General features: G+C 43.0%; 18 protein-coding genes. All 18 read left to right on the top strand.

Going from position 1 to position 22104, the window contains the following annotated elements; genetic code table 11:
- The first annotated feature begins 2 nt into the window (after positions 1–2).
- On the top strand, positions 3–1805 hold the full coding sequence (locus tag ACZ449_RS16895; protein ID WP_464257232.1) for an LTA synthase family protein: 1803 nt from the start codon (positions 3–5) through the stop codon (positions 1803–1805).
- 117 nt (positions 1806–1922) lie between these two features.
- Positions 1923–3539, top strand: a complete 1617-nt coding sequence (locus ACZ449_RS16890; protein WP_464257231.1) for a mannitol dehydrogenase family protein — start codon at positions 1923–1925, stop codon at positions 3537–3539.
- Between the two features lie 168 nt (positions 3540–3707).
- Positions 3708–4421: a GntR family transcriptional regulator gene (locus ACZ449_RS16885; RefSeq protein WP_464261892.1), complete on the top strand. Its 714-nt coding sequence runs from the start codon at positions 3708–3710 to the stop codon at positions 4419–4421.
- Between the two features lie 13 nt (positions 4422–4434).
- Entirely contained in the window at positions 4435–5517 is a 1083-nt protein-coding gene (gene uxuA, locus ACZ449_RS16880; RefSeq protein ID WP_464257230.1) for a mannonate dehydratase, read from the top strand.
- A 107-nt stretch (positions 5518–5624) separates the two neighbouring features.
- Positions 5625–6149: a TRAP transporter small permease gene (locus ACZ449_RS16875; RefSeq protein ID WP_464257229.1), complete on the top strand. Its 525-nt coding sequence runs from the start codon at positions 5625–5627 to the stop codon at positions 6147–6149.
- Complete coding sequence (locus tag ACZ449_RS16870) at positions 6149–7441, top strand: TRAP transporter large permease (RefSeq protein WP_464257228.1); 1293 nt, start codon at positions 6149–6151, stop codon at positions 7439–7441. The genes ACZ449_RS16875 and ACZ449_RS16870 overlap by 1 nt, the downstream gene beginning before the upstream one ends.
- 105 nt (positions 7442–7546) lie before the next feature.
- Positions 7547–8566: a TRAP transporter substrate-binding protein gene (locus ACZ449_RS16865; protein WP_464257227.1), complete on the top strand. Its 1020-nt coding sequence runs from the start codon at positions 7547–7549 to the stop codon at positions 8564–8566.
- 313 nt (positions 8567–8879) lie between these two features.
- Entirely contained in the window at positions 8880–9410 is a 531-nt protein-coding gene (locus tag ACZ449_RS16860) for a hypothetical protein (protein ID WP_464257226.1), read from the top strand.
- 394 nt (positions 9411–9804) lie between these two features.
- Positions 9805–11430, top strand: coding sequence for an ABC transporter substrate-binding protein (locus tag ACZ449_RS16855; protein WP_464257225.1), 1626 nt, complete (start codon positions 9805–9807; stop codon positions 11428–11430).
- Between the two features lie 33 nt (positions 11431–11463).
- The gene (locus ACZ449_RS16850; protein WP_464257224.1) at positions 11464–13542 is read left to right on the top strand and encodes a TonB-dependent receptor; all 2079 of its coding nucleotides are present in this window, start codon (positions 11464–11466) and stop codon (positions 13540–13542) included.
- A gap of 178 nt (positions 13543–13720) precedes the next feature.
- The gene (locus ACZ449_RS16845; RefSeq protein ID WP_464257223.1) at positions 13721–14803 is read left to right on the top strand and encodes an ABC transporter substrate-binding protein; all 1083 of its coding nucleotides are present in this window, start codon (positions 13721–13723) and stop codon (positions 14801–14803) included.
- Between the two features lie 27 nt (positions 14804–14830).
- Entirely contained in the window at positions 14831–15853 is a 1023-nt protein-coding gene (locus tag ACZ449_RS16840) for a FecCD family ABC transporter permease (protein WP_464257222.1), read from the top strand.
- 28 nt (positions 15854–15881) lie between these two features.
- Positions 15882–16688, top strand: a complete 807-nt coding sequence (locus tag ACZ449_RS16835) for an ABC transporter ATP-binding protein (RefSeq protein WP_464257221.1) — start codon at positions 15882–15884, stop codon at positions 16686–16688.
- A gap of 103 nt (positions 16689–16791) precedes the next feature.
- Positions 16792–17424, top strand: a complete 633-nt coding sequence (locus ACZ449_RS16830; RefSeq protein WP_464257220.1) for a MotA/TolQ/ExbB proton channel family protein — start codon at positions 16792–16794, stop codon at positions 17422–17424.
- Positions 17411–17824 carry an ExbD/TolR family protein gene (locus ACZ449_RS16825; RefSeq protein ID WP_464257219.1) on the top strand — a complete coding sequence of 138 codons (414 nt, stop codon included), beginning with the start codon at positions 17411–17413 and terminating at the stop codon, positions 17822–17824. The genes ACZ449_RS16830 and ACZ449_RS16825 overlap by 14 nt, the downstream gene beginning before the upstream one ends.
- Positions 17825–18553 (top strand): energy transducer TonB, encoded by a 729-nt coding sequence (locus ACZ449_RS16820; protein ID WP_464257218.1) that lies wholly within the window; start codon positions 17825–17827, stop codon positions 18551–18553.
- A gap of 329 nt (positions 18554–18882) precedes the next feature.
- Positions 18883–19530, top strand: coding sequence for a trimeric intracellular cation channel family protein (locus tag ACZ449_RS16815; RefSeq protein WP_464257217.1), 648 nt, complete (start codon positions 18883–18885; stop codon positions 19528–19530).
- 483 nt (positions 19531–20013) lie between these two features.
- On the top strand, positions 20014–22095 hold the full coding sequence (locus tag ACZ449_RS16810) for a sensor domain-containing diguanylate cyclase (RefSeq protein WP_464257216.1): 2082 nt from the start codon (positions 20014–20016) through the stop codon (positions 22093–22095).
- Positions 22096–22104: the final 9 nt, after the last annotated feature.

Genomic DNA, 22104 nt, shown 5'->3' with positions numbered 1-22104 from the left:
CTATGACAAATGCATATGAGTTTTGGCTGTTATGGCTCAGTACCCTGTGTGCTTTATTGTTTAAATCAGTTTTCTTAATTGGTGTGGTAAATTGCACAGAATTTTTCAAGGCCGCTTTCGGGGATGTCTGGTCGATTGTACCTACCTATAATGTCTATCTGGCCTTTATTGTAATACCGCTATCTTTGGTTTGTTTGCTGAAAGGTCAGCATCATTTTTGGCTATTGCTATTAGGCAATAGCCTGCTTTCATTGCTCTTTCTCTTTGATCTCTGGCATTTTAGGGCCTTTGGCACCTTTCTCTCGGTGCATGTGGTAAGTCAGGCTGCCAACCTAACTAATCTTGGCAGCAGTATTTGGTCTATGAGTCAGGCCGAAGATATCCTGTTATTTTTGGATATCCCCGTATTGCTGGTTCTGACTGGGTTAACCTACAAGCGCCGTAAGGCGCCTGTAGGCAACAAACGGCTGGCTGGGCTGCTGCTCAGTCTTGCCGTCGGCTATTTGCTATATGCGCATTATGTGTTTGATGTATCGCCAGAACGCGGTCAAAAACAGTTTCTTTTTGCTATGTGCTGGGCTCCCAGTCAGACGGTGACTGGTTTATCACCGGTAGGGTATCACCTTTTTGATGCGTATAGCTATATTGCCGATTCGCGTCCCCTGGTACTCAGTGAGTCTGAAAAAGCGGAAATAGCAGCTTGGTACAACGATAACCAGGAAGTCCGGTCTGATAATGCCTACAAAGGCCTTTTTACCGGCAAAAACCTTATTTTTATCCAAGTAGAATCCTTAGAAAGCTTTTACTTGGAAAATTCGGTTGGCGGGCAGGAGATTACGCCTAATCTGAACAAACTGCTAAAAAACAGTTTGTATTTCTCCGATTTCTATGAGCAGGTCAGCAATGGCACTACCGCTGATGCGGAGTTCATGGCGAATACGTCTATCTATCCACTGCGCCGGGGCACCGAATATTTCCGCTATCCTAATAATACCTATAACTCGCTGCCCAAACTTTTGGCTAAGCAGGGCTATACAACGCTAGCTATCCACCCTGATAATAAATCCTACTGGAATTGGCAGTATAACATGGAGTCCATCGGGTACAAGCTATGTTTGGATTCTTCAAACTTTATTATGGAGGAACAAATTGGTTTAGGCTTAAGTGATGGTGCTTTTTTTCGTCAAGTGGCACCTATCCTTCAAGAGTGCAACAACCCTTTTTTAGCATTCATGATTACTCTGACAAACCACACTACCTATGAGCTACCTGATAACTATAAGGAACTTGAGGTTGACGAAAAGTTTGCCGGCACCATGCTGGGTAAGAGCTTTCATACTGTACATTATACTGATAAACAAATAGGGCAATTTCTGAATTTGCTGGAGGATAACAAGCTGTTGGATAACACGGTTGTTGTCATCTACGGCGATCATACCGGCGTACACAAATTCTATTCCCCGGAAATAAACAGTATCACACCTGCTGAAGCTTGGTATCTGGATAATCAGCATAAGGTACCACTGATTATCTATCAGAAAGGCTTAACAGGTCAGGAAGTTAAAACAAGTGGCGGCCATATTGATATATTGCCAACTGTCTCCTATCTGATGGGGATTGAGAAAGATGAATATGTGAATACAGCTATGGGGAGAAACCTGCTGAATACAGGCAAAGATTTTGCCGTATTGGCTGACGGACAGTTTGTCGGAACGGCTGCAAGCGAATGGGAACAGGTGCATGCTGCTAAAGGCTGGGAATTGGCCAATAAAATTATCTGTAGTAGCTATTTCGGTAAACGGTAGCTGTATTGACTAGAAAAAGAAGGGGTTAATATAGGCAAGTATTAAAAAAAATATTGCTAACCATACTAGTATGGTAGTACAATCAGAGTGTAAATCATGGAAGGAAGAAGGGATTGTATGTTACAGTTGAATAAAGACAGTATAAAAAATACTGTTTTATGGGAACAAGCAGGTATCGAAAATGTAAAGTTTAATTATGAGCATATGGCAGCAGTTACAACAGAGAATCCGACATGGGTGCATTTTGGCGCTGGTAACATTTTTCGCGGATTTATTGCCATGCTGCAGCAATCTTTGCTAAACGCAGGTATAGTGGACAGCGGAATTGTTGTTGTGGAAACCTATGATGAGGAAATTATAGAGAAAATTTATGCACCTTATGATAACTTAGGGTTATTGGCTATAATGAATACCGATGGCAGCCTGGAAAAGAAGCTTATTGGCAGCATCAGTGAAAGTCTTGTTGGCGATCCAACCAGGGACAAGGATTGGCAGCGTCTAAAGACTATTTTTGCTAACCCTTCGCTTAAGCTAGCTAGTTTTACCATAACGGAAAAAGGCTATAGCCTGAAAAATGCGGCAGGCAACTATTCTGCTGAGGTAGAGCAGGATATGGCAAACGGCCCAGACCAGCCCAAAAGTGTTATGGGCAAAGTGGCTGCTTTGGCGTACACCCGTTATCAGCATGGGGAACTACCCATTGCTTTTGTCAGTATGGACAATTGCTCCCATAATGGGGATATACTCTATAATTCAGTGGTAACAATCGTAAAAGCCTGGCAGGAAAAGGGCCTAGTTGAAGCCGCTTTTGTGGACTACATTAATAATCCTGGCAAAGTATCTTTTCCTTGGAGTATGATTGATAAAATTACTCCCCGACCTGCGGAAAGTGTTAAAAATGCCTTGGAAGCCAGTGGCTTTGGCAGTACCGGTATTTTACGCACCACGAAGAACACCTTTATCGCTCCATTTGTTAATGCAGAAAAATCTCAATACCTGGTTATCGAAGATAAATTCCCTAATGGCCGGATGCCACTAGAACAAGCGGGTGTAATCTTTACCGATAAAGAGATTGTAGATCGGGTGGAAAAGATGAAGGTATGTACTTGTCTCAATCCGCTACATACATCACTTGCTGTCTTTGGCTGCTTACTTGGTTATCAACTAATTGCCGATGAAATGAAAGATCCGGAATTGAAAAAACTGGTGGAAAAGGTAGGCTATCAAGAAGGAATGCCAGTGGTTGTCAATCCCGGGATTATTCAGCCGGAAGCTTTTATCAAAGAAGTTATTGAGGTTCGTTTTCCCAATCCCAATATCCCGGATACGCCGCAGCGAATTGCCACAGATACTTCACAGAAAGTGGGTATACGCTTTGGCGAGACAATCAAGGCCTATAAAGAGCGGGCTGATCTTGACGTGAAACAACTAACCTTTATTCCCCTTGTTATCGCTGGCTGGTGCCGTTATCTGTTAGGTGTGGACGATCAAGGGCAGGAAATGAGCCTAAGTTCAGATCCCTTATTGTCGATGCTCAGCACTCATCTTACCGGCATAAAAGTAGGTGACAGCAAATCGCTACAAGGACACCTGCAACCCATTTTGTCTAGCAAAGAAATATTTGGTTCTGATCTATACAGTGTCGGTTTGGGAGAAAAGATTGAGGCGTATTTTACTGAAATGATCGCCGGACCAGGCGCGGTACGAGCTACTTTGCAAAAATATGTAAAATAGAAAAGTCTTTAACACATTGTATGAGAAGCTCCGGCAGCAACCGTTTGCAGTCGGAGCTTCTCATACAGTAAGAATATGTAATTATTTATTATTGCGAAAATTCAATAGACATGTTAGTATGGTAGTGTGGTAGTCGTACCAGTCCGGAAAAGGAGTATTAGAAATTTGGTGATTATTGAGCAAAACCCGCAAGAGTCTATTCGTGAGTATGTGTATAGATTTCTAAAGTGTAACATTATTAATTTGGAGCTTCCTCCAGGGCAAAATATTTCCGAACAAGAGGTAGCCAGTCAGTTGAAAGTCAGCCGAACGCCGGTAAGAGAAGCTTTTATTAAGTTAGCGCAGGAAAACCTACTGGACATTATTCCCCAGAAAGGAACCTATGTTTCGTTGATTGATACAGATCAAGTGGAGGAATCCACCTTTGTCAGGAAAACATTAGAGTATGAGGTCATTCAACAGGCCTGTACTTGTTTTCCGGCTGAAGAATTATTCCAGTTACAGTCTTGTTTAGCGCTGCAAAAGCTGTGTATTAGTGAAAAAAACTATTATAGATTTTTTGAACTAGATGAAACCATGCATGCGGTTATTTTTAGGGGCTGTAAAAAGGGTCGTACCTGGGAGATGCTGCAGCTAATGAATGCGCATTATAACCGGGTGAGAATATTAAACTTAAAGACTAAGGAATTCCAATGGGATCAATTGCTTGAGCATCATCAAGAGCTTATCAGGGCAATTCAAGAGCAGAACGTAGAATTGGGAAAGAAAATAATTAATTTGCACTTAGAAAAAGTACTTATTGATTTGGAATATCTGAGAAAAGCTCATGGTGATTACTTTTTGCAGCGTAAGCAACAAATCTTTACCAAGACACAAAAATAAAGGAGGATTAATTATGTTGATGTCCTTTCGCTGGTATGGTAATAAGCTTGACAAAATTCCGCTCCGCTATATCCGCCAAATACCAGGAATGAAAAACGTGGTAAGTGCCATCTATCATATTCCGGTAGGTGAAGTATGGCCGTACGAAGACATTCTGGAGCTTAAGAAGGAAATTGAAGCAGCTGGCCTTATGTTTAAGACAGTCGAGAGCGTAAATGTGCACGAAGATATTAAACTTGGTCTACCCACTAGAGATCGCTATATTGAGAACTACTGTATTACGCTTAAAAATTTGGCCAAAGCTGGCATCGAAGTTGTGTGTTATAACTTTATGCCTGTATTTGACTGGACCCGTACCGAGTTAGCCAAAGTTCTGCCTGATGGCTCAACCGCGTTATTTTATGATGAAAAAGTCATTAAGGGCCTGGAACCAAATAAGCTAGTAGAAGAGATGGAAAAGGGGTCTAATGGTTTTGAGCTTCCCGGTTGGGAAAAGGGCCGTCTGGCTTCGATTAAGAAGCTGTTTGACTTATACAAGGATATTGACGAAGAAAAACTATTTGCCAATCTCAAATATTTTCTGGAGGGAATTATCCCTACTGCCGAAGAGTGTGGTATCAAAATGGCAATTCACCCGGATGATCCACCTTGGTCAGTATTTGGGTTGCCACGGATTATGACCAGCAAGGCTAACCTTGAGCGTCTTGTGAAGCTTGTTGACAGCCCAGCCAATGGTTTGGCTTTGTGCAGCGGTTCGCTTGGTGCTAATCCCAACAATAATATTCCAGAGATTTTTGGCCATTTTGCCAAAATGGGCCGGCTTCACTTTGCTCATGTACGTAATATAAAAATCTATGAACCAGGCGTATTTAGCGAAACCGCCCACAAAGCCGATGATTCGTCGCTTGATATGTATGCCATCATGAAGGCCCTCTATGAGGCAGGATTTAACGGCCCCCTCCGCCCAGACCACGGTCGGATGATTTGGGACGAAGTCGGCATGCCTGGCTATGGCCTTTATGACCGGGCGCTGGGCGCAGTATATTTATATGGTTTGTGGGATGCCATTGACAGAGAGACCAAAGGATCTAAGTAATTCTTATCCAGGATTTAATTGCGCTACAATCCTGCCTATGCCACAGGGAGACAAGGCGGGATAAGCGCAGTTTGATCCTCCAATAAAGATAAGGAGGACATAAATAATTGGAGATCTTGAAAAAAATTGCTTTGAAAATTGATACATTTTTTGAGTCATTTGCAATTATAGCTTTATTAAGTGTTATTCTGGTTATGTTTATGCAGGTAATTACGCGGAAAATATTTAACTTTGTCTTTTTCTGGTCTGAGGAGGGCATTTTGCTCTGTTTAGTATGGTTTTCCTTCATGGGGATTGCTGTTGGTTTCCGCGAGGGAGTTCATATGGGTGTAGAATCTTTGACCGACTATTTATCGCCCAGGGTGAATTTCTGGATTGATAAGTGGATCGAACTAATGGGCCTAATGTATGGTCTTTACTTTGTTGTTTATGGCTGGGAATTCACGGTGCTTATGTTTGATTCCACCTTGCCGGCTACCAAATTGCCTAATAGTATTGTGTATTTAGTTATGCCTGTCAGTGGCCTAATGGTATGTGCTTATTCCTTGTTGCATCTTGCAGGTATTGATACAAAGCGCCATAAAGGTTCTGACCTTGAGGTTGGCGGGGACGACTTGGAGGGTAAAGCATAATGGATGTAAATGATATTGCGATATGGCTATTGGCAATCACCTTTATTGGTTTTACATTGCTAAAATTGCCGGTAGCGCAAGCACTATTTGCTTCTTCACTGTTCACCATGGTATTTTTGGAAGTTCCTCTGCCTACTATCGGGCAGCAAATGATTAACGGGGTTAGTACCTTTACACTGCTTGCGATTCCATTCTTCATCCTTACTGGTCAAATTATGGGTGAAGGCGGTCTGGCCCAGCGGCTTGTTGACTTTGCCAGCTTGCTGGTAGGCAGAATTCGCGGCGGTTTGGCCTTGGTAAACTGTATTGCCTGCATGTTCTTTGGCAATATTTCGGGATCAGCAGGTGCGGATGCCGCTTCTGTTGGCTCAGTTATGATTCCGGCTATGAAGAAAAAGGGTTATGATGCTGATTATGCGGTTGGTCTTACGATTTCCTCCGCTATTCAAGGGGTTGTTGTCCCACCAAGTCACAATCTGGTACTGTTTTCCGTAGTTGCCGGCGGTGTTTCAATTAAGAGCCTATTCCTCGGTGGGATTGTGCCAGGGTTCATGCTGTTGGCTTCCTTAATGACTGTAGCTTATATTATTGCCAAAAAACGCAATTATCCGATGAGTGATCCTGTTGAAAGAAGCGCTGTTCCTGGTATTGTATTTAATGGAATTTTGTCTATATCTCCGGCCTTTGTTATTCTCGGCGGTATTATTTCCGGTGTATTTACTGCTACTGAATCGGGTGCGATTGCTGTTGTCTATGCATTTATTCTGGCTTTCGGCTACTATCGTGATGTGCCAATAACCCGGATGTGGAGTGTGCTTAAACGGACACTCAGGACAGTCCTGATGGTGTATTTCCTGATTGCTGCTTCAGCTGCCTTTGGTTATGTAATGGCTTATCTCAGCATTCCTGATATGATTACCGACTGGTTTATGAGTGTTTCTGATAATAAATATGTAATTTTGATGATGATTAATATTCTGCTCCTGATTCTAGGCGGACCAATGGATATGGCGCCGATGATTCTAATTTTAACCCCTGTTCTGTTACCGGTATGCACTGCTTTGGGTATGGATCCCGTCCATTTTGGTTTGATGCTGATCTTCAATGCTGGCATGGGTTTGTTGACACCGCCGGTAGGTACGGTATTATTTATTGGCTGCGCCATTGGCGGTGTAAGTATCTCCAAAGGTACCAAAGCCATGTTGCCGTTTTTCTATGCGATGATCGTTGTCTTGCTCCTGATCACTTATATTCCGCAAACCGTTCTTTGGTTGCCATCTCTCTTTAAATAGAGATTTGTTTTAAGTATGCAAACTAACGGGTAAGAGGAGGCGGTTGGTTTAAAAATAACTGTCAGAGTATTACCATATTTGCATTAATTTTTGAGGGGGAAGAAAATGAAAAACAGAAAATGGTTAGCAGCGTGTTTAGCAGTTGTACTAGGAGCCGGTCTTGTGGTAGCAGGCTGCGGTGGGGCAAAAAAGGATGCAGCTGCAGGTGATACGCAAAAGCCTAAGTACACCTTCCGTTTGGCAGAGGCACATCCGCCAGATTATCCGACAACAATGGGCGATAAAAAATTTGCAGAACTGGTTAATGAGCGCAGCAAAGGCCGCATTCAAATCAAGGTATTTGATTCTGGACAGCTTGGCGATGAAAAGTCAGTGGTTCAGCAGATTCAAATGGGTTCGCTTGAGTTTACTCGGGTAAGTACAGGCAATTTGGCTGAGTTTAATAAAGCTTTTGGCGTATTTTCTCTGCCCTATATATTCAATGATGATGCCCATGTATGGCGGTATCTTGACAGTGAGTCAGGTAAGCAAATGTTAGCAAGTCTTGATAAGTCCAAGATGGTCGGACTTGCCTACTACAGCTCAGGTTCCCGTAGCTTTTATACCAAAAACCCTGTTAAATCACCAGAAGATCTGAAGGGTATGAAAATCCGTGTAATTCAAAATGCCATTAATATTGATCTAATGAAAGCCTTTGGTGTCAGCGCTACTCCCATGGCCTATGGCGAAGTATTCAGTGCCTTGCAGACTGGTGTTATCGATGGTGCAGAGAATAATGCTCCTAGCTATTTGACTGCCAATCATAATCAGGCTGTAAAAAACTATGTGTTGGATAGCCATCAACGCGTTCCTGAAGTGTTAATGATGAGTAAATTAACCTCAGATAAACTGTCTGAGGAGGATCGGGCTCTTATCAAACAAGCTGCTCAGGACTCTGTTGCCTACCAAAAAGAGCAATGGAACAAATATGAGAAAGATGCTATGGATAAGCTGGTTCAGAGCGGCGTAGTTGTAACTGAAGTTAAAGACGTAAAACCGTGGCAAGATGCTGCCAAATCGGTAGTTGATAAATACGGTGTGGACTTCAAACCTGAGCTAGAAGCTATTCAAAAATTAGCTAAGTAAGATAACGGAAAAGAAACTTAAAAGACAGGAGTTTAGCCTGTCTTTTAAGTTTCTTCAGGTTGTTAAGAAAATCCAAAAAATTAATAATACAGAAAATGATTTTAGGGGTCCTATGTAGAATATCTATATAGGACTTTTTTGATGGTGGACTTGCTAAGAAGAACATTCCTTTGGTGCAAGCGCTAGGTGAATTGGCAGTGTAACAGGTAAAAGCCGTCTGGATAAGTGGATAGACAGACGGCTAACAAGAGTAAGCATTTTATCGCGTCCTGTTTTGCTTTCCTTGCGAAATACCTTCCGGAGGAAATGGCGTTTGGCTTTGACATTACTGACGCTGACAGTTGCGGGAACGGTATTTATGGCCGTCTTTTCCATTCGGGCATCGTTGTATTCTACATTAGATGATGCCCTTGATTATTTTCGTTATGATATCTCTGTTGGTTTTAGTCAAAACTACCGGGCTGCCAGGATTGAACACGAAATTCTTGAGGTTCCTGGTGTCAAGGCAGCAGAGCCATTGGGCTTTACTTCTGGACGATTACTCAGGAATGAACGAAAGGAGTCGGAGGATGAGGCCAGCAAGAACGTATTTATTCTTGCGCCGCCAGTAAGTACTCAGATGATTCATCCCAAGATGATTGAGGACGTTGGCTGCTGGATGAAGACGAGAGCGCTAGGTATACCTGAATTAGAGATAGCTGGTAAAGTAAAAGCCATCAGAGCATATGGCGAAAAGAAACGTGGTGACATTACATATACCGTCACCGTCGCGCCTGAGCGCTGGGATGATAGATTGCGTTGGAATATGACAGCACAGCTTGCGATAATGCCGTCAGATCTATAGATAAAACAGCAATGTGTTTAATTGCTGTTAAATAGTGTCGGCAAAGAACATCCTTCCCTTGATCAATCAGGGGGAGGATGTTCTTTTGTATAGTTGCTTGATATTTTGGTGAATGGCAGGGAATCTTTGGATTGGTGAGATTTTTGTACCAGAACTGTTCTTGGGAAAGCCGGTTCGGCTTTCTATTGTTTAGTTGTATTCATTTATGTATTGAATAGTTTTGTTAAACAAATATGAATTAGCGAAAAATTGACGAAAATAGAGGGACCATGATATTATGACAAATAAAAACGAATAATAATTAATTTATTTAGTTAATTAGTTAGTTAATGTTGATTTATGTTATTGACCTGTCTATTGCTTTATAGTTTATGATGAAAAAAGGAGATTGTTGATGTATACCATCGGACAGATAGCAAAGAAGTTTCACCTTTCTCGCACAGCACTTCTATACTATGACTCCATCGAACTTTTGAAGAGTTCAGAGCGAACGTCATCTGGGTATCGACTTTATTCCGAGTCCGACTGCCAGTTGCTCGAAAGGATTTGCAGCTATCGCGAAGCTGGAATGTCCTTGAATAGTATTAAGGAACTACTATCTGGTTCTCAAAGTATAACAGTGTCTCTTTTGGAAAGGAGAATCCACGAACTAAACCAATCTATCGAGACATTGCGTGACCAACAAAAAGGGATTGTCCGGTTATTGCTGGACTTTCAAGTGCAAGAGCGAAAAGCACTAGTTGCCAATGATGCATGGGATGGGATCTTTAGTGCTGCAGGATTTAGTCTTTATGATCAATGGCAGTGGCACCGGGAATTTGAGATGATGTCGACAGAGCAGCACCAGTTGTTTTTGGAATCGGCTGGTGTTTCACCAGGAGAAATTTCAAAAATAAGAAACTGGGCGCAAAACGATTTTGAAATAATCAATAATTCCTATTGGGGCCGATCAAAAAATAACTCCATTTTTATAATGACGCTAACCTTGTTACTGTTGTTGAGCGGTTGTAGTGCGGATGTTCCAACGATGCCAGCGATAAAACAGGCAATGTTGGTAACCGATATGTTCGGTGTGCCGGTAAATTTGAACAATAAAATTTACCGCATTGCCGACGCCTGGGCAGCTCATCAGGACATTGTCTGCTTATTGGGCGGCGGTAACAAAATTGTGGCGACAACTATGGCGACAACCCAAAAAATGTGGCTGCAAAAAATCAACCCGGACATTAATAAGGCGGCGATAATATTCAGCTCTGCCAGTACTAAGGTGGAAGAGTTGATTAAATGTGAACCGGATGTGGTTTTTGTCTCAAATAGTAATAAAGACGTGGAGGCCATCAGAAAAGCTGATATTCCTGTAGTTCAATTGTCAGTCACCGATTTTAACAGCTTGAAAGACTGTGTCAGACTTACAGCAGCCGTGCTGGGCGGTTCGGCGATAGCGCAAGCGGATAAATATATTCGGTATCTGGATGATAAACAGGCCCAAATAACCGGAATTACCACCCAAATACCGCTGCAGCAAAGACCACGGGTATTACATATTGCCAAACTTAATCCCCTGCTCATTGATGGTGTCGGCACGATTATCGATGATTGGATCAATATGGCCGGCGGTGTAAATGTCGCTGCCGTAACCGGCAACTTACAGGCGGCTACGCTGGAACAGGTCATCAAATGGAATCCCGAGGTACTTGTTATTGCCCGGGAGGCTTTAGTTGGCCGGCAAATTATCATGGAGTTGGAGCAAGATGATGTATGGCGACAGATCGCTGCCGTAAAGACCAAGCGGGTGTACGTCAATCCTCGAGGGGTATTTTCCTGGGATCGTTATGGCGCGGAGGAAGCGCTACAAATACAGTGGGCGGCTAAGGTTTTTCATCCGGAGAATTTTACAGATGATTTAGGGCCTGAAGTTAAATGGTTTTTTAAAGAATTTTACCATTATGAATTGACTGACCACGAAGTAAGACAAATCATTGGCGATGAATCGACCCAGTTAATAGGGGATTCAAGTTAACACGCATTTATGTTGGGGAGGCGTTTATATTTTATGAAACACAACAAGTTATTGATAGCATTGACAGTATCTTCCATAGTCTGTGGTGGTACAGTGTTGTCGGTACAGGCCCAAGAAAGCGATAATGAAAATACTACTGTACTTAGCGATGTCCAGGTAACGGGCAAAAAAATTGCAACACCTGCCAAAGAAGCAACAAATACAATGGCCGATCCGGTAGATACTCGTTTGGCTGTTCCAGAAAGCAGCAAGATAGCGACGGAAACCTTTACCCAGGAAGACATTGAAAAAATGCATCCTAAAGATATATTGGAACTTATTCAAAACGGGATGGGACTCAATGTCATGCGCTATGGTGCTAAAGGCTATTGCAAAGTTGAGACGCGCGGCGGTGATGAAATTGGTTATATCATTGATGGTGTCTGGCTGCCAGAAGCGCAAGCCTCGCGTATGCTCATGAATCTGCCGGTTGACATGATCGAATCGATTACTTTTTGCCGCGACGCATCAATCTTGACGATGGGGCCAGTAGCCTCCTTCGCGCAAACTAACGTTAAGTCCGGTGCTCCTGCTCAAGGTTATATTATCATTACGACCATGACGCCTACCAAGTCGGTTGACAAGGCCAAAGTGAGTTACGGAACTTTCAATGCAGAAAAAGCAAGCTATGTGCATGGTGACAAGATCGGTGATACAGGTTATTATACGTTGGGCTACGCGAAAGACAAGACCGACGGTATGGATGGCTGGAACAATAGCCAAAATCTGAACACATATTTATTTAAAATCGGGGATAAAGGCGAGGACTGGGTTGCCAATCTGACACTGCTGTACAATGAAGGCGATGTCCATAATAAAGCTTATTTTAACTCGGTAGCAGATTCCTATGCTCTCAATATAACTCCTGCAAATAAATTGGCCCTTGGCGGATTTTTGCCGATCAAGACGACAGTATTGGCGTTGAATGCGGCGAAAAAATGGGATGAGCATCATACAACTGACTTTAGTTTCGGCTGGAGTCATGTGGATTCATATAGATGGGCACTAAATGGAGACCCGGTTACCAAGAAGGCTGGCGGTTTCTATGAACGGGATTATTTGCGGCAATTGAATCTGGGACATACGCTGGATTATGGCCGGGATAAGCTGAAATTCGGTACGCAGCTCATGTGGTATGATGCACCGACCGGGATGGGTACATACGGCGGCAGCCCACGTGAGGAAGAACTGTACGGCTTTTATATGTATGGGGAAAGAAAAGCTACGGATAAAGTGACGCTTGATGTTTCGGCTAGGCTCGATAAAAAACATATTACAGCAGGAATTGGTAAATATTTAGCGGGCTCAACCTCAATAGCGTATGATCGGCTTTTTGGAGACATGTGGGAAGGAAATTCGGTCAGCACATCGGTAGGCGCGGCTTATCAGATCAACAAGGTCTATAAAGCAACGGCGCGTCTGGGCTATTCGCAGCAGTCAGATAACGATTTTGCCCTCGTGGATAACAATGAAAAACTGGGCGATGAAAAGCGTATAAAATGTGAAACAGGAGTGGAAGCGAATTACAGTAAAGCGCTGAATGCCTCGTTGACAGCCTTCTATTATGACATTGATAATGCTCGGGTTGCTACAGGCAACAAATATTATGAGTCTTGGGATACATCGCATAGCTACCCGGTTTACAGCTATACTGCCAGAGATTTGCAGCGTAGAGGTTTTGAATTGGGTTTTCATGGCGATATAACCGATCACTTCGGTTATAAAGCGAGCTACGCTTATTTTCATTCAAGTAATGCCTTGGATAATAGCCGCACACCGCATAACCTTTATAATATAGCGCTAAATTATAAAAATAAGGACATATCGGCTAATCTGATGCTGCATCATAACAGCCAGTATCGAGGTACAGCCAGTGGCGTAAATGCAGGTAGCGGCACAGACTTTAATATGGATGGAGTAACTACCATCGATATCAACATCAACAAGGAATTGAATGCAAATACCACCCTTACCCTGTTCGGCAACAATATCACTGACCAGCGCTATGCTACAGGCATGTACGTGTATGATACCGGAGCCACCTACGGTGTTCAGCTCAGCAAGAAATTCTAATTTTGTGCTGACATTGTAAAATATAAAATGAGTAAAGCTGCTCAGCCCAACCGTTAATCATGTGATGGTTGGGTTGAGTAGCATCAATATGAATTAGACAATTACGTAAATTGCTTCAATAAACTCCAAATTCATAGCTCATTGAATTATTTAACAACAGCAGAAAGGATGTAGCGTTATGTCATATAAAAGTGTATATAGAAATGGTTTTATTTTTGTAACATTGCTTTTATTGATTTTGGCTTTAGTCGGTTGTGGCAGTGAACTGACAGCAACAAAACAAGAAAGAGTTGTTATAACCGATTCTGCCAAAGCCAAGATTGAGATTCCCGCTAAGCTTGAAAGTATTGCGGATGCCTGGCCGGCCCATAATGAAGTACTGACGATGCTTGGGGCGGGTGATAAAATAAAAGCTACTGTAGATATAAAAGGTGCCAGGCCTTGGCTTTATATTGTGAATCCGGCGATGAATGATGCGCAAATTGTGTTCACACCCAAAGACGTGAATATCGAGGAACTTATGAAGACAAAACCGGACATTGTATTTATTTCGACAAACAATGTAATTGCTACAAAATTGAAAGATACAGGGATACCGGTTGTGCAATTGTTTTTTACTGATTTTGCTGGACTTAAGGAGTGTTTCCGGACAACCGGTACGATTTTGGGCCCGGAGGCCAAGGCGAAGGCCGATGCTTATATTGCTTATTTAGATGAAAAAATGGCTAAGATCAAGGCTGTTACCGATCCGATTTCCCAGGAACAACGGCCTAAAGTCTTGCATATCAATTCTTGGAATCCATTGCTCATTGATGGAACAACTACAATCATTGACAATTGGATTGAAGTTGCCGGAGGAACGAATGCAGCGGTTGATGTTAAAGGCAATATGAAACCAGTAACAATGGAGCAAGTTATGGCTTGGAACCCTGATGTTATTATTGTGAGCAGTAATGCTTTGCCTATTGAGCCGGATGGTACTCGCAATATACATAGGATTATGGATAATCCTGTTTGGCAGGGCATCAAAGCGGTTCAAAATAAAAAAGTCTATGCCAATCCTGATGGGGCCTTTTTGTGGGATCGCTATGGAGCGGAAGAGGCACTGCAAATTCAATGGGCGGCTAAAACATTGTATCCTGAGCAATTTCAGGATATAGATATTGTCAAGGAAACACGGTATTTTTATAAGACATTTATGAATTATGATCTTTCGGAAGCTGAGGCGAATCGCATTATTTCCGGGAAAAATCCGGAATAAGAATATAAATAAGTGGGGAGTAAAGTGATGAAATGGATCAGATGTTCTGAGGATACAGTGAAATTGATAAGCTTATTGATCACTTTATTGACCGTTTTTTTTATATCTTTTATGGTGGGGCGCTATCCTATCGCTCCAGATACGGCCTTGGGGATATTAGCCGCAAAAATTATGCAGATCACGCCGTTTTGGACACCAAATACAGAGATTATCCTGTTTAAGATCCGCTTGCCGCGGATTATTGCCGCTATGCTTGTCGGCGCAGCGTTATCTGCAGCTGGTGCAGCCTATCAAGGGATGTTTCGCAATCCAATGGTTTCGCCTGATATTTTAGGCGTGACGGCGGGAGCAAGTTTTGGTGCTGCTATAGCCATCCTTTTGTCATGGTCAACGTTTGGTATCCAGCTTTCTGCTTATGTATTTGGACTTATTGCTGTATTGTTGACTTACGGCATTGCGACGTGGGTAGGCAAACGTGGCGATAGGGTTTTAATGATGATTTTAGCGGGGATTATCATAGGGATGCTCTTTGCTTCGTTTGTATCCTTGACGAAATTTGTGGCTGATCCCGAAAACACTTTGCCGGCAATTACCTATTGGCTGCTTGGCAGTTTGGCTTCGGCCAGTGGTGAAGCCGTATACATTACAGCAATTCCTATTTTATTGGGAGTTACGCTGCTCCTGGCACTGCGCTGGAACCTGAATGTCATATCGTTTGGTGATGAAGAAGCCAAAGCATTAGGCGTGAATGTTACTAGACTGCGTTTTTTCGTTATTTTAGCGGCAACACTTATTACATCAGCCGCAGTTTCTATAAGCGGTATTATCAGCATGGTTGGTCTGGTGGTACCACATCTGTCGAGGATGATTGTTGGACCGAATAATAAAATCTTATTGCCGGCATCGGTTGTTATGGGGGCTATTTTTTTGTTGCTGGTGGATGATTTAGCGCGAACGTTATTTTCGGTAGAAGTTCCCCTCGGGATATTGACCTCGATCATCGGCGCACCATTTTTTATTTATTTGTTGTATAAAACCCGTAAAGGTTGAGCCAGGTTGCAGAAAGGAATAAAAAAACATGGAGCTTCAACTTGATCACGTGAATTGTGGTTACGGTAAAGTAACAATTTTGAAAGATATATCATTTACTGTAAAATCAGGCGAGTTTTTCTGCCTGCTGGGGCCGAATGGCGTAGGGAAGACGACCTTATTTAAGACGATTTTGTGGTTGTTGAAATTACAGTCGGGACGGATTTTGCTTGATGGCGAAGACATAGCCAAATGGTCATGCCAGGAATTTGCCAAAAGAGTTGGTTATGTGCCGCAAGCCCATTCATCTGTTTTTGAATTTAAGGTCCTTGATGTTGTCGCTATGGGGCGGGCTGCTCATCTGGGCCTTTGGGGATCACCGAGCAAGGCCGATATTGAGATTGCCGCCACGGTTCTAGAAACTTTATTCATTGGGCATTTAAAGGATAGTATTTATACCGAAATCAGCGGTGGCGAACGTCAGCTTGTATTGATTGCCAGGGCATTGGCGCAAAAACCGGATTTTTTAATTATGGATGAACCTACATCAAATCTTGATTATGGGAATCAAATTCGCGTGCTCGACTACATTCATACGATGATTCAAAAAGCAGGGCTGGGCGTAATCATGACAACGCATTCACCGAATCATGCCCTGCAGTATAGTTCCAAAGTAGCCGCGATCAGCAGTGGGGGCCGGTTTCAAATCGGAAGACCGGATGAAGTAATCAATCCGACCTACATAAAAAATACATACCATGTTAATGTTCAGATTGTAAGGCCGGAACTGGAAAACGGTACGAAAGCTGTAATCTGTGTACCATTTAAGGAGCAGAATTTTTGGCGAGATTTTTAATGTGGATAAAAGCCCTGTGCCGGGTTAAGGTAAATTTGATCTGGGACGAGGGGTTTAATCAGGATATTCAAATTTTATCATAATTAATGGGAGGAAATTATTTATGGACTTAATTCTTCAGGGAGCCGCTTATTTTCAAAAGGGCGGTTTCGTCATGTATATTCTTTTGCTGTGTTCGATTTTCGTTGTAGCTATCGCCATTGAGCGATTTCTTTATTTTCGCCGGGCTGATTCCGGACGCAAATTTGCCGAAGACTATTGCAATGCCCTCAGTAATGACCGCTGGCAGGACGCCAAGCAATTGGCAGCAGCAACAGCAGGCGATCTCGCTGGTATTCTCGAAGTCGCCATGCAGAAGGCGGGCAAAGATGCCAAAGCCATTACGGGCTTTGCTGAAGTCCAGTCTGGCGTTGCGTTGGCAAAATTCCGCAGCCGTTTATATTATCTGAGCGTAATCGTAACTATGGCACCATTGCTAGGTCTCTTAGGCACGATCAGTGGCATGATTTCCGCCTTCAGCATTTTCAATCTACAGGTCGGCCAGCCGATGGCAATTACCGGCGGCATTGGAGAAGCCCTGATTGCCACGGCTACAGGGCTTTGTGTTGCCATTATTTCCATGGCTGTACATGCTTACTTCATTCAACGGCTCGATCATATCGTAACCGATATGGAACAATGTTTTTCTTCGCTGGAAAATCAAGTAGAACGGGGGGCGGCCCATGAGGTTGCGTGACCGCCGCTCCTTCAAAAAACCGGAAATCATGATCATTCCGATGATCGATATTATGTTCTTCCTGTTGGTGTTTTTTATGTTAAGCACTTTATATATGGTTGATTTAAAGGCACTACCGATTAATATGCCAACAGCAAAACATGCGGAATCTCAGATCAATGCGACATTTCTGGTGACAATAAAAGAAGATGGCACTTTATGGCTCGAAGATAAGTCCATTACTGAAGAGAACTTGCTGCTGCAGGCTAAGGCCGAAAACACTAAAAATCCAAAATTTGCCATGGTTATCCGCGCCGAAAAAGGCCTAGCTTATGGCAAGGTCATAACATTTCTTGATAACCTCAAAGCTGCGGGCATCACACGTTTTGGCTTGGCTGTCGATGCTGAGGTGAAAAACTAAATGAAACAAGATAAAAATGAACGCATCGGCTGGGGCCTTTCGATTCTTTTGCATCTTGTTTTGTTCATTGTATTGGCAACCAGTGGTTTCTTTAACTATTTAGAACAGCAGAAACCGCCATTGATGGTAGATGTCATCTACGAAGTTGTCAGCGGTAGCAGCAGCGGTAGTGCTGGCAGTGATAGTAATAGCAGTGACAGCTCGGTTCCTGCTTCGAATATAGCTCTGCCAAAACCAGAACAGCCAACAACGCATCTGGATGAGCAAAAACCAACGCCATCTGACAGCACGCGGCAAGAAAAGCCGTCGCAAACGCCTGAATCAGCTTCTGATGCTGGTTTCAACAGCGGCAAAAGCAATGGTACCGGCAAGGGCCAGGACAGTGGAAACGCCGATGGCATAAAAGGCAATGGCCAAGGTGGCGGCGATTCAGACGGGAAAGATAATTTGGAACCGGCAACACCGCTGCGCGTGCTCAGCCGTACGAATCCGGTTTATCCGGAAGAAGTGCGTCGGCAGGGCATAAGCGGCACCGTGAGCATCCGAGCTATTATCGGTACGGATGGCAGCATCGAAGGGGCTAGTATCACCGCTTCTTCTGGTTCATCTGCTTTAGATCAAGCGGCTTTAACGGCTTTTTATCAGTGGTCCTTTGCCCCAGCTAAAAACGCCCGGGGAAGAGCTGTTCGCTGCTATATATCCCAAAGCTTTGTATTCCATTTAAATTAATTAAAGCTCTTTAGGCATTTTTGATGCCATGACTAATGACCGGCCATACCGCAAAGCCTTGTCACAAAGTGAGGCGTTAACTGAGATTGCACGTTGTTCCGGAAGTCAGTTTGATCCGCTACTTGTGCAGATCTTTATTGAATTGGTATGTGAGCAGTGAGGTCGAAAGTTTCTCTTTTTTGCAGTATTTTTAGCGAATTTATGATAAAATTAGCAGAGAAAAATAATAGACTATATTGACGTGGTTAAGACTTTTGCATTACCTACCTGCGCCTGCAAACTTCTTTACTGCGGAGTATATAGAATAGAATGCAGGAGAGGGACGAATCATGACAGCGTGGAGTGTATTTGAAGTTATGGGGATAATAGCTTTTGCGGTTTCAGGCGCATTAACAGGGATTCAAAAAAAACTGGATGTCTTTGGTGTGTTGGTATTGGCGATAACGACAGCCATTGGTGGCGGGGTACTGCGGGATGTTATTATTGGCAATACGCCACCGCTAACTTTTCGTGATCCTACTTTCCTGATAATCAGCGCTATGGCTACCATAGGTGTTTTTTTTACTTACCGTTGGTTGGACCGGTTCAAATATACTATTCAGGTAGTTGATGCCATTGGGTTGGGCGCTTTTACGGCTACTAGTGCTAATCTTGCCATTCAGCATAACCTCGATTCCTTATTTATCGTTACAACTGTCGCTGTAATTACAGGGATTGGCGGCAGTGTCATGCGTGATGTATTTGTCAAAGAAATTCCCTATGTGTTTCGCCAGGAGGTCTACGCAATTACTACCATCGTGGGTGCTATGGCATTTTATTATGCTCAATCGTATTATACTGGCAACCTACCGTTGTATCTTTGTTTTTGTATTACGACAGGCTTGAGATTGTGCTGTATTAAATACGGCTGGAACTTTCCAATTCTTGGCTTAGATTCTAAGGATGTAGTGTCCGAGAACCGTAATTCTGGTAATTAGTGATTTGGACTGTGCTGGGGATGGGGTATAATAGGAAAAACTGAGAAATACAAGAAGTAATGGAAGCTGTTCATCGTTGGATGCGCCAGCTTCTTTACTTTTTAAATCAGATATGGAATTATGCGCTTTTGCCAACACACCACCTACCTGCAAAAGTCTTTAACACGTTGCATATAGGTCGACCTGTCCTGTGTTTTCGAGGAGCTATACAAGTACATATTGCTAAAAAAATAAAGGATATTGCAATAATTTGTCGAATTCAATTAATTTAACTTATATAGATATTTAGCGGAGTATTCTTGAGGATTGGCTTATATTGGCAAGTAAATGGATGAGCCGGTTTTAACTAAAGATAAAAAACTGAATATTGCAATATTTATAATTGGACAGTGATGTGTCATGGTTGTACCCTGTTCCTAGAAGGGTGGAATTGTCAGGGTTATTTGCTCGGAATCAGTGGATAAACTAGTAGGGGGGAGTACGGTGTTACCTACAACAACCCTGGTGAATAAGGTAGCTGACCTGTGGCAAATGCTAAGTTTGCGAGCCAAGCTAAGCGTTTACCTGGTTGGCATGACAGTGATTCCCTTGCTGCTAACAACTGCAATAACTGGTTATAATGGCGAAAAGGCATTGACTGAATTAGTTATTGACCATAATTGGAATGCAGCTTTGCATACAGCCGAGGATATTGACAGGATGTTTGGCGAAAAGATTAGAATTTTGCGAATGGCTGCCGCTACCAGTGAGATTAAATCTATGATTTCAGAAAAACAGTTGCCACTGCTTAGGGCTATTGAGGGGCAGGATGCGGATATACTGATTGTCACGACAGCAGATGCTGAAGGCAACCTGCTTGCCCGTTCTGATGCGCAACCGATCGAAAGATGGATTAATTATAGCAGCAATAGCTACTTTCAGAACGCGCAACAGACAGGCAAGACTACTGTTTCCGATGTTATTTTATCGAAAACCACAGGCTATCCTAGTATTGTTATTGCTCAACCCATTCAGGATGAGCAGCAGAAGATAGTAGGTGTTTTATCGATTACCGTTGAGTTGAGAACAGTTATGGACCATATCAACCGAACCAAAATTGGTCAAACTGGATATGTGTATCTTGTTAATCAAGAGGGCCATATTCTGGTACATCCTGACTGGAAACTGGTTGCCAGCGGGGAAGAGGCTTCGCAGTGGGCTCCGGTTAAAGCCGTTATGGAGCAAAAGACTGGGTGGACAGAATACGAAGTTAACAGACAAAAAAAATTGGCTGCCTATAGCTATATCCATACTATTGGTTGGGGATTAGTGGTAGAGCAGCCACTTAATGAGGCTTTGGAATATGTAAATCATGTCAAGCGGACGGGAATTGTCATGAGTATGCTGGCTGCTTTGGTTGCTTCATTGCTAAGTATTATTATTGCAGGTATGATGACAAAGCGTATTACTACTATAGCAGCGCTCACCGACCACCTGGCTGCTGGTGACCTGAATGCATCGCTCAAGGTTACAAGTAAAGATGAAATTGGGCAGTTAGCCCTGGCATTTAATAAGATGGTAGTCCAACTAAAAGCCAGCAGAACAGAATTGCGTGACAGCGAAGAAAAATATCGCTCGCTGGTGGAAAATAGTAATGTTGGTGTATACCGCAAAACAGGTAATGATAATTCTTTTATAGAATATGCCAATCCAGCGCTTGCGAAAATGTTCGGTTTCTCTTCTGTGGAGGAACTGTTACAAACGTCTGCAATTCATTTTTCTGACCAGGAAAGTTTTAAGCTGTTGCTTGAAGAAATCGACCAGCAGGGAGCAGTGAAAGACCGAGAAATTAGGCTGAAAAAAAAGGATGGAGCTAGCGTCTGGTGTTCTGTGACTTCGATCAAACATTTTGATGAAAAAAGGCAAGTTTTTCTAATTGATAGTATTGTAAAAGATATTACTGAGCGTAAAATCGCAGAGGAAGCTTTGCGTCAGGTTCATGCCGAGTTGGAGATAAAAGTAAACGAACGAACGCAGGAATTAAGAGTGTTGAATGAAAAATTGTATAGGCTTTCTTTGGAGGACGGGTTGACCGGCATTGCCAATCGGCGCTGTTTTGATGAATTTCTGCAACGAGAATGGCAGCGAGCCAGACGGGAACAACTGCCACTGGCTTTAATTATGATTGATGTTGACTTATTTAAACACTATAACGATACGTACGGTCATGTTTCTGGCGACGAATGTCTTAAGCGAGTTGCCGGAGTTATAAAAGAGGTAGCCAAGCGGGCGACAGATTTGGCGGCACGTTATGGCGGGGAAGAGTTTGCCATAGTCTTGCCCAATACAGATCAAGCAAATGCTGTGAAGTTAGGAAATGAGATCTTAGTTGGTGTTAGAGAATTGGGTATTCGTAATGCAACAGCTGTAAGCAGCCAAATCGTTACCATAAGTCTGGGCATAGCCGTGATTATACCGTCAGACATTACTACTCCTGATAGCTTGATTATCGCAGCAGATCAGGCTCTCTATCAGGCGAAGAATGAAGGGAGAAACCAGTTGCAGGTGGCCTCAACGAATACGTAAACACGAATC

This window comes from Desulfosporomusa polytropa, from assembly GCF_055380075.1.
The sequence above is the reverse complement of the archived record's forward strand: the minus strand, read 5'-3'. Positions and strand labels throughout refer to the sequence as shown.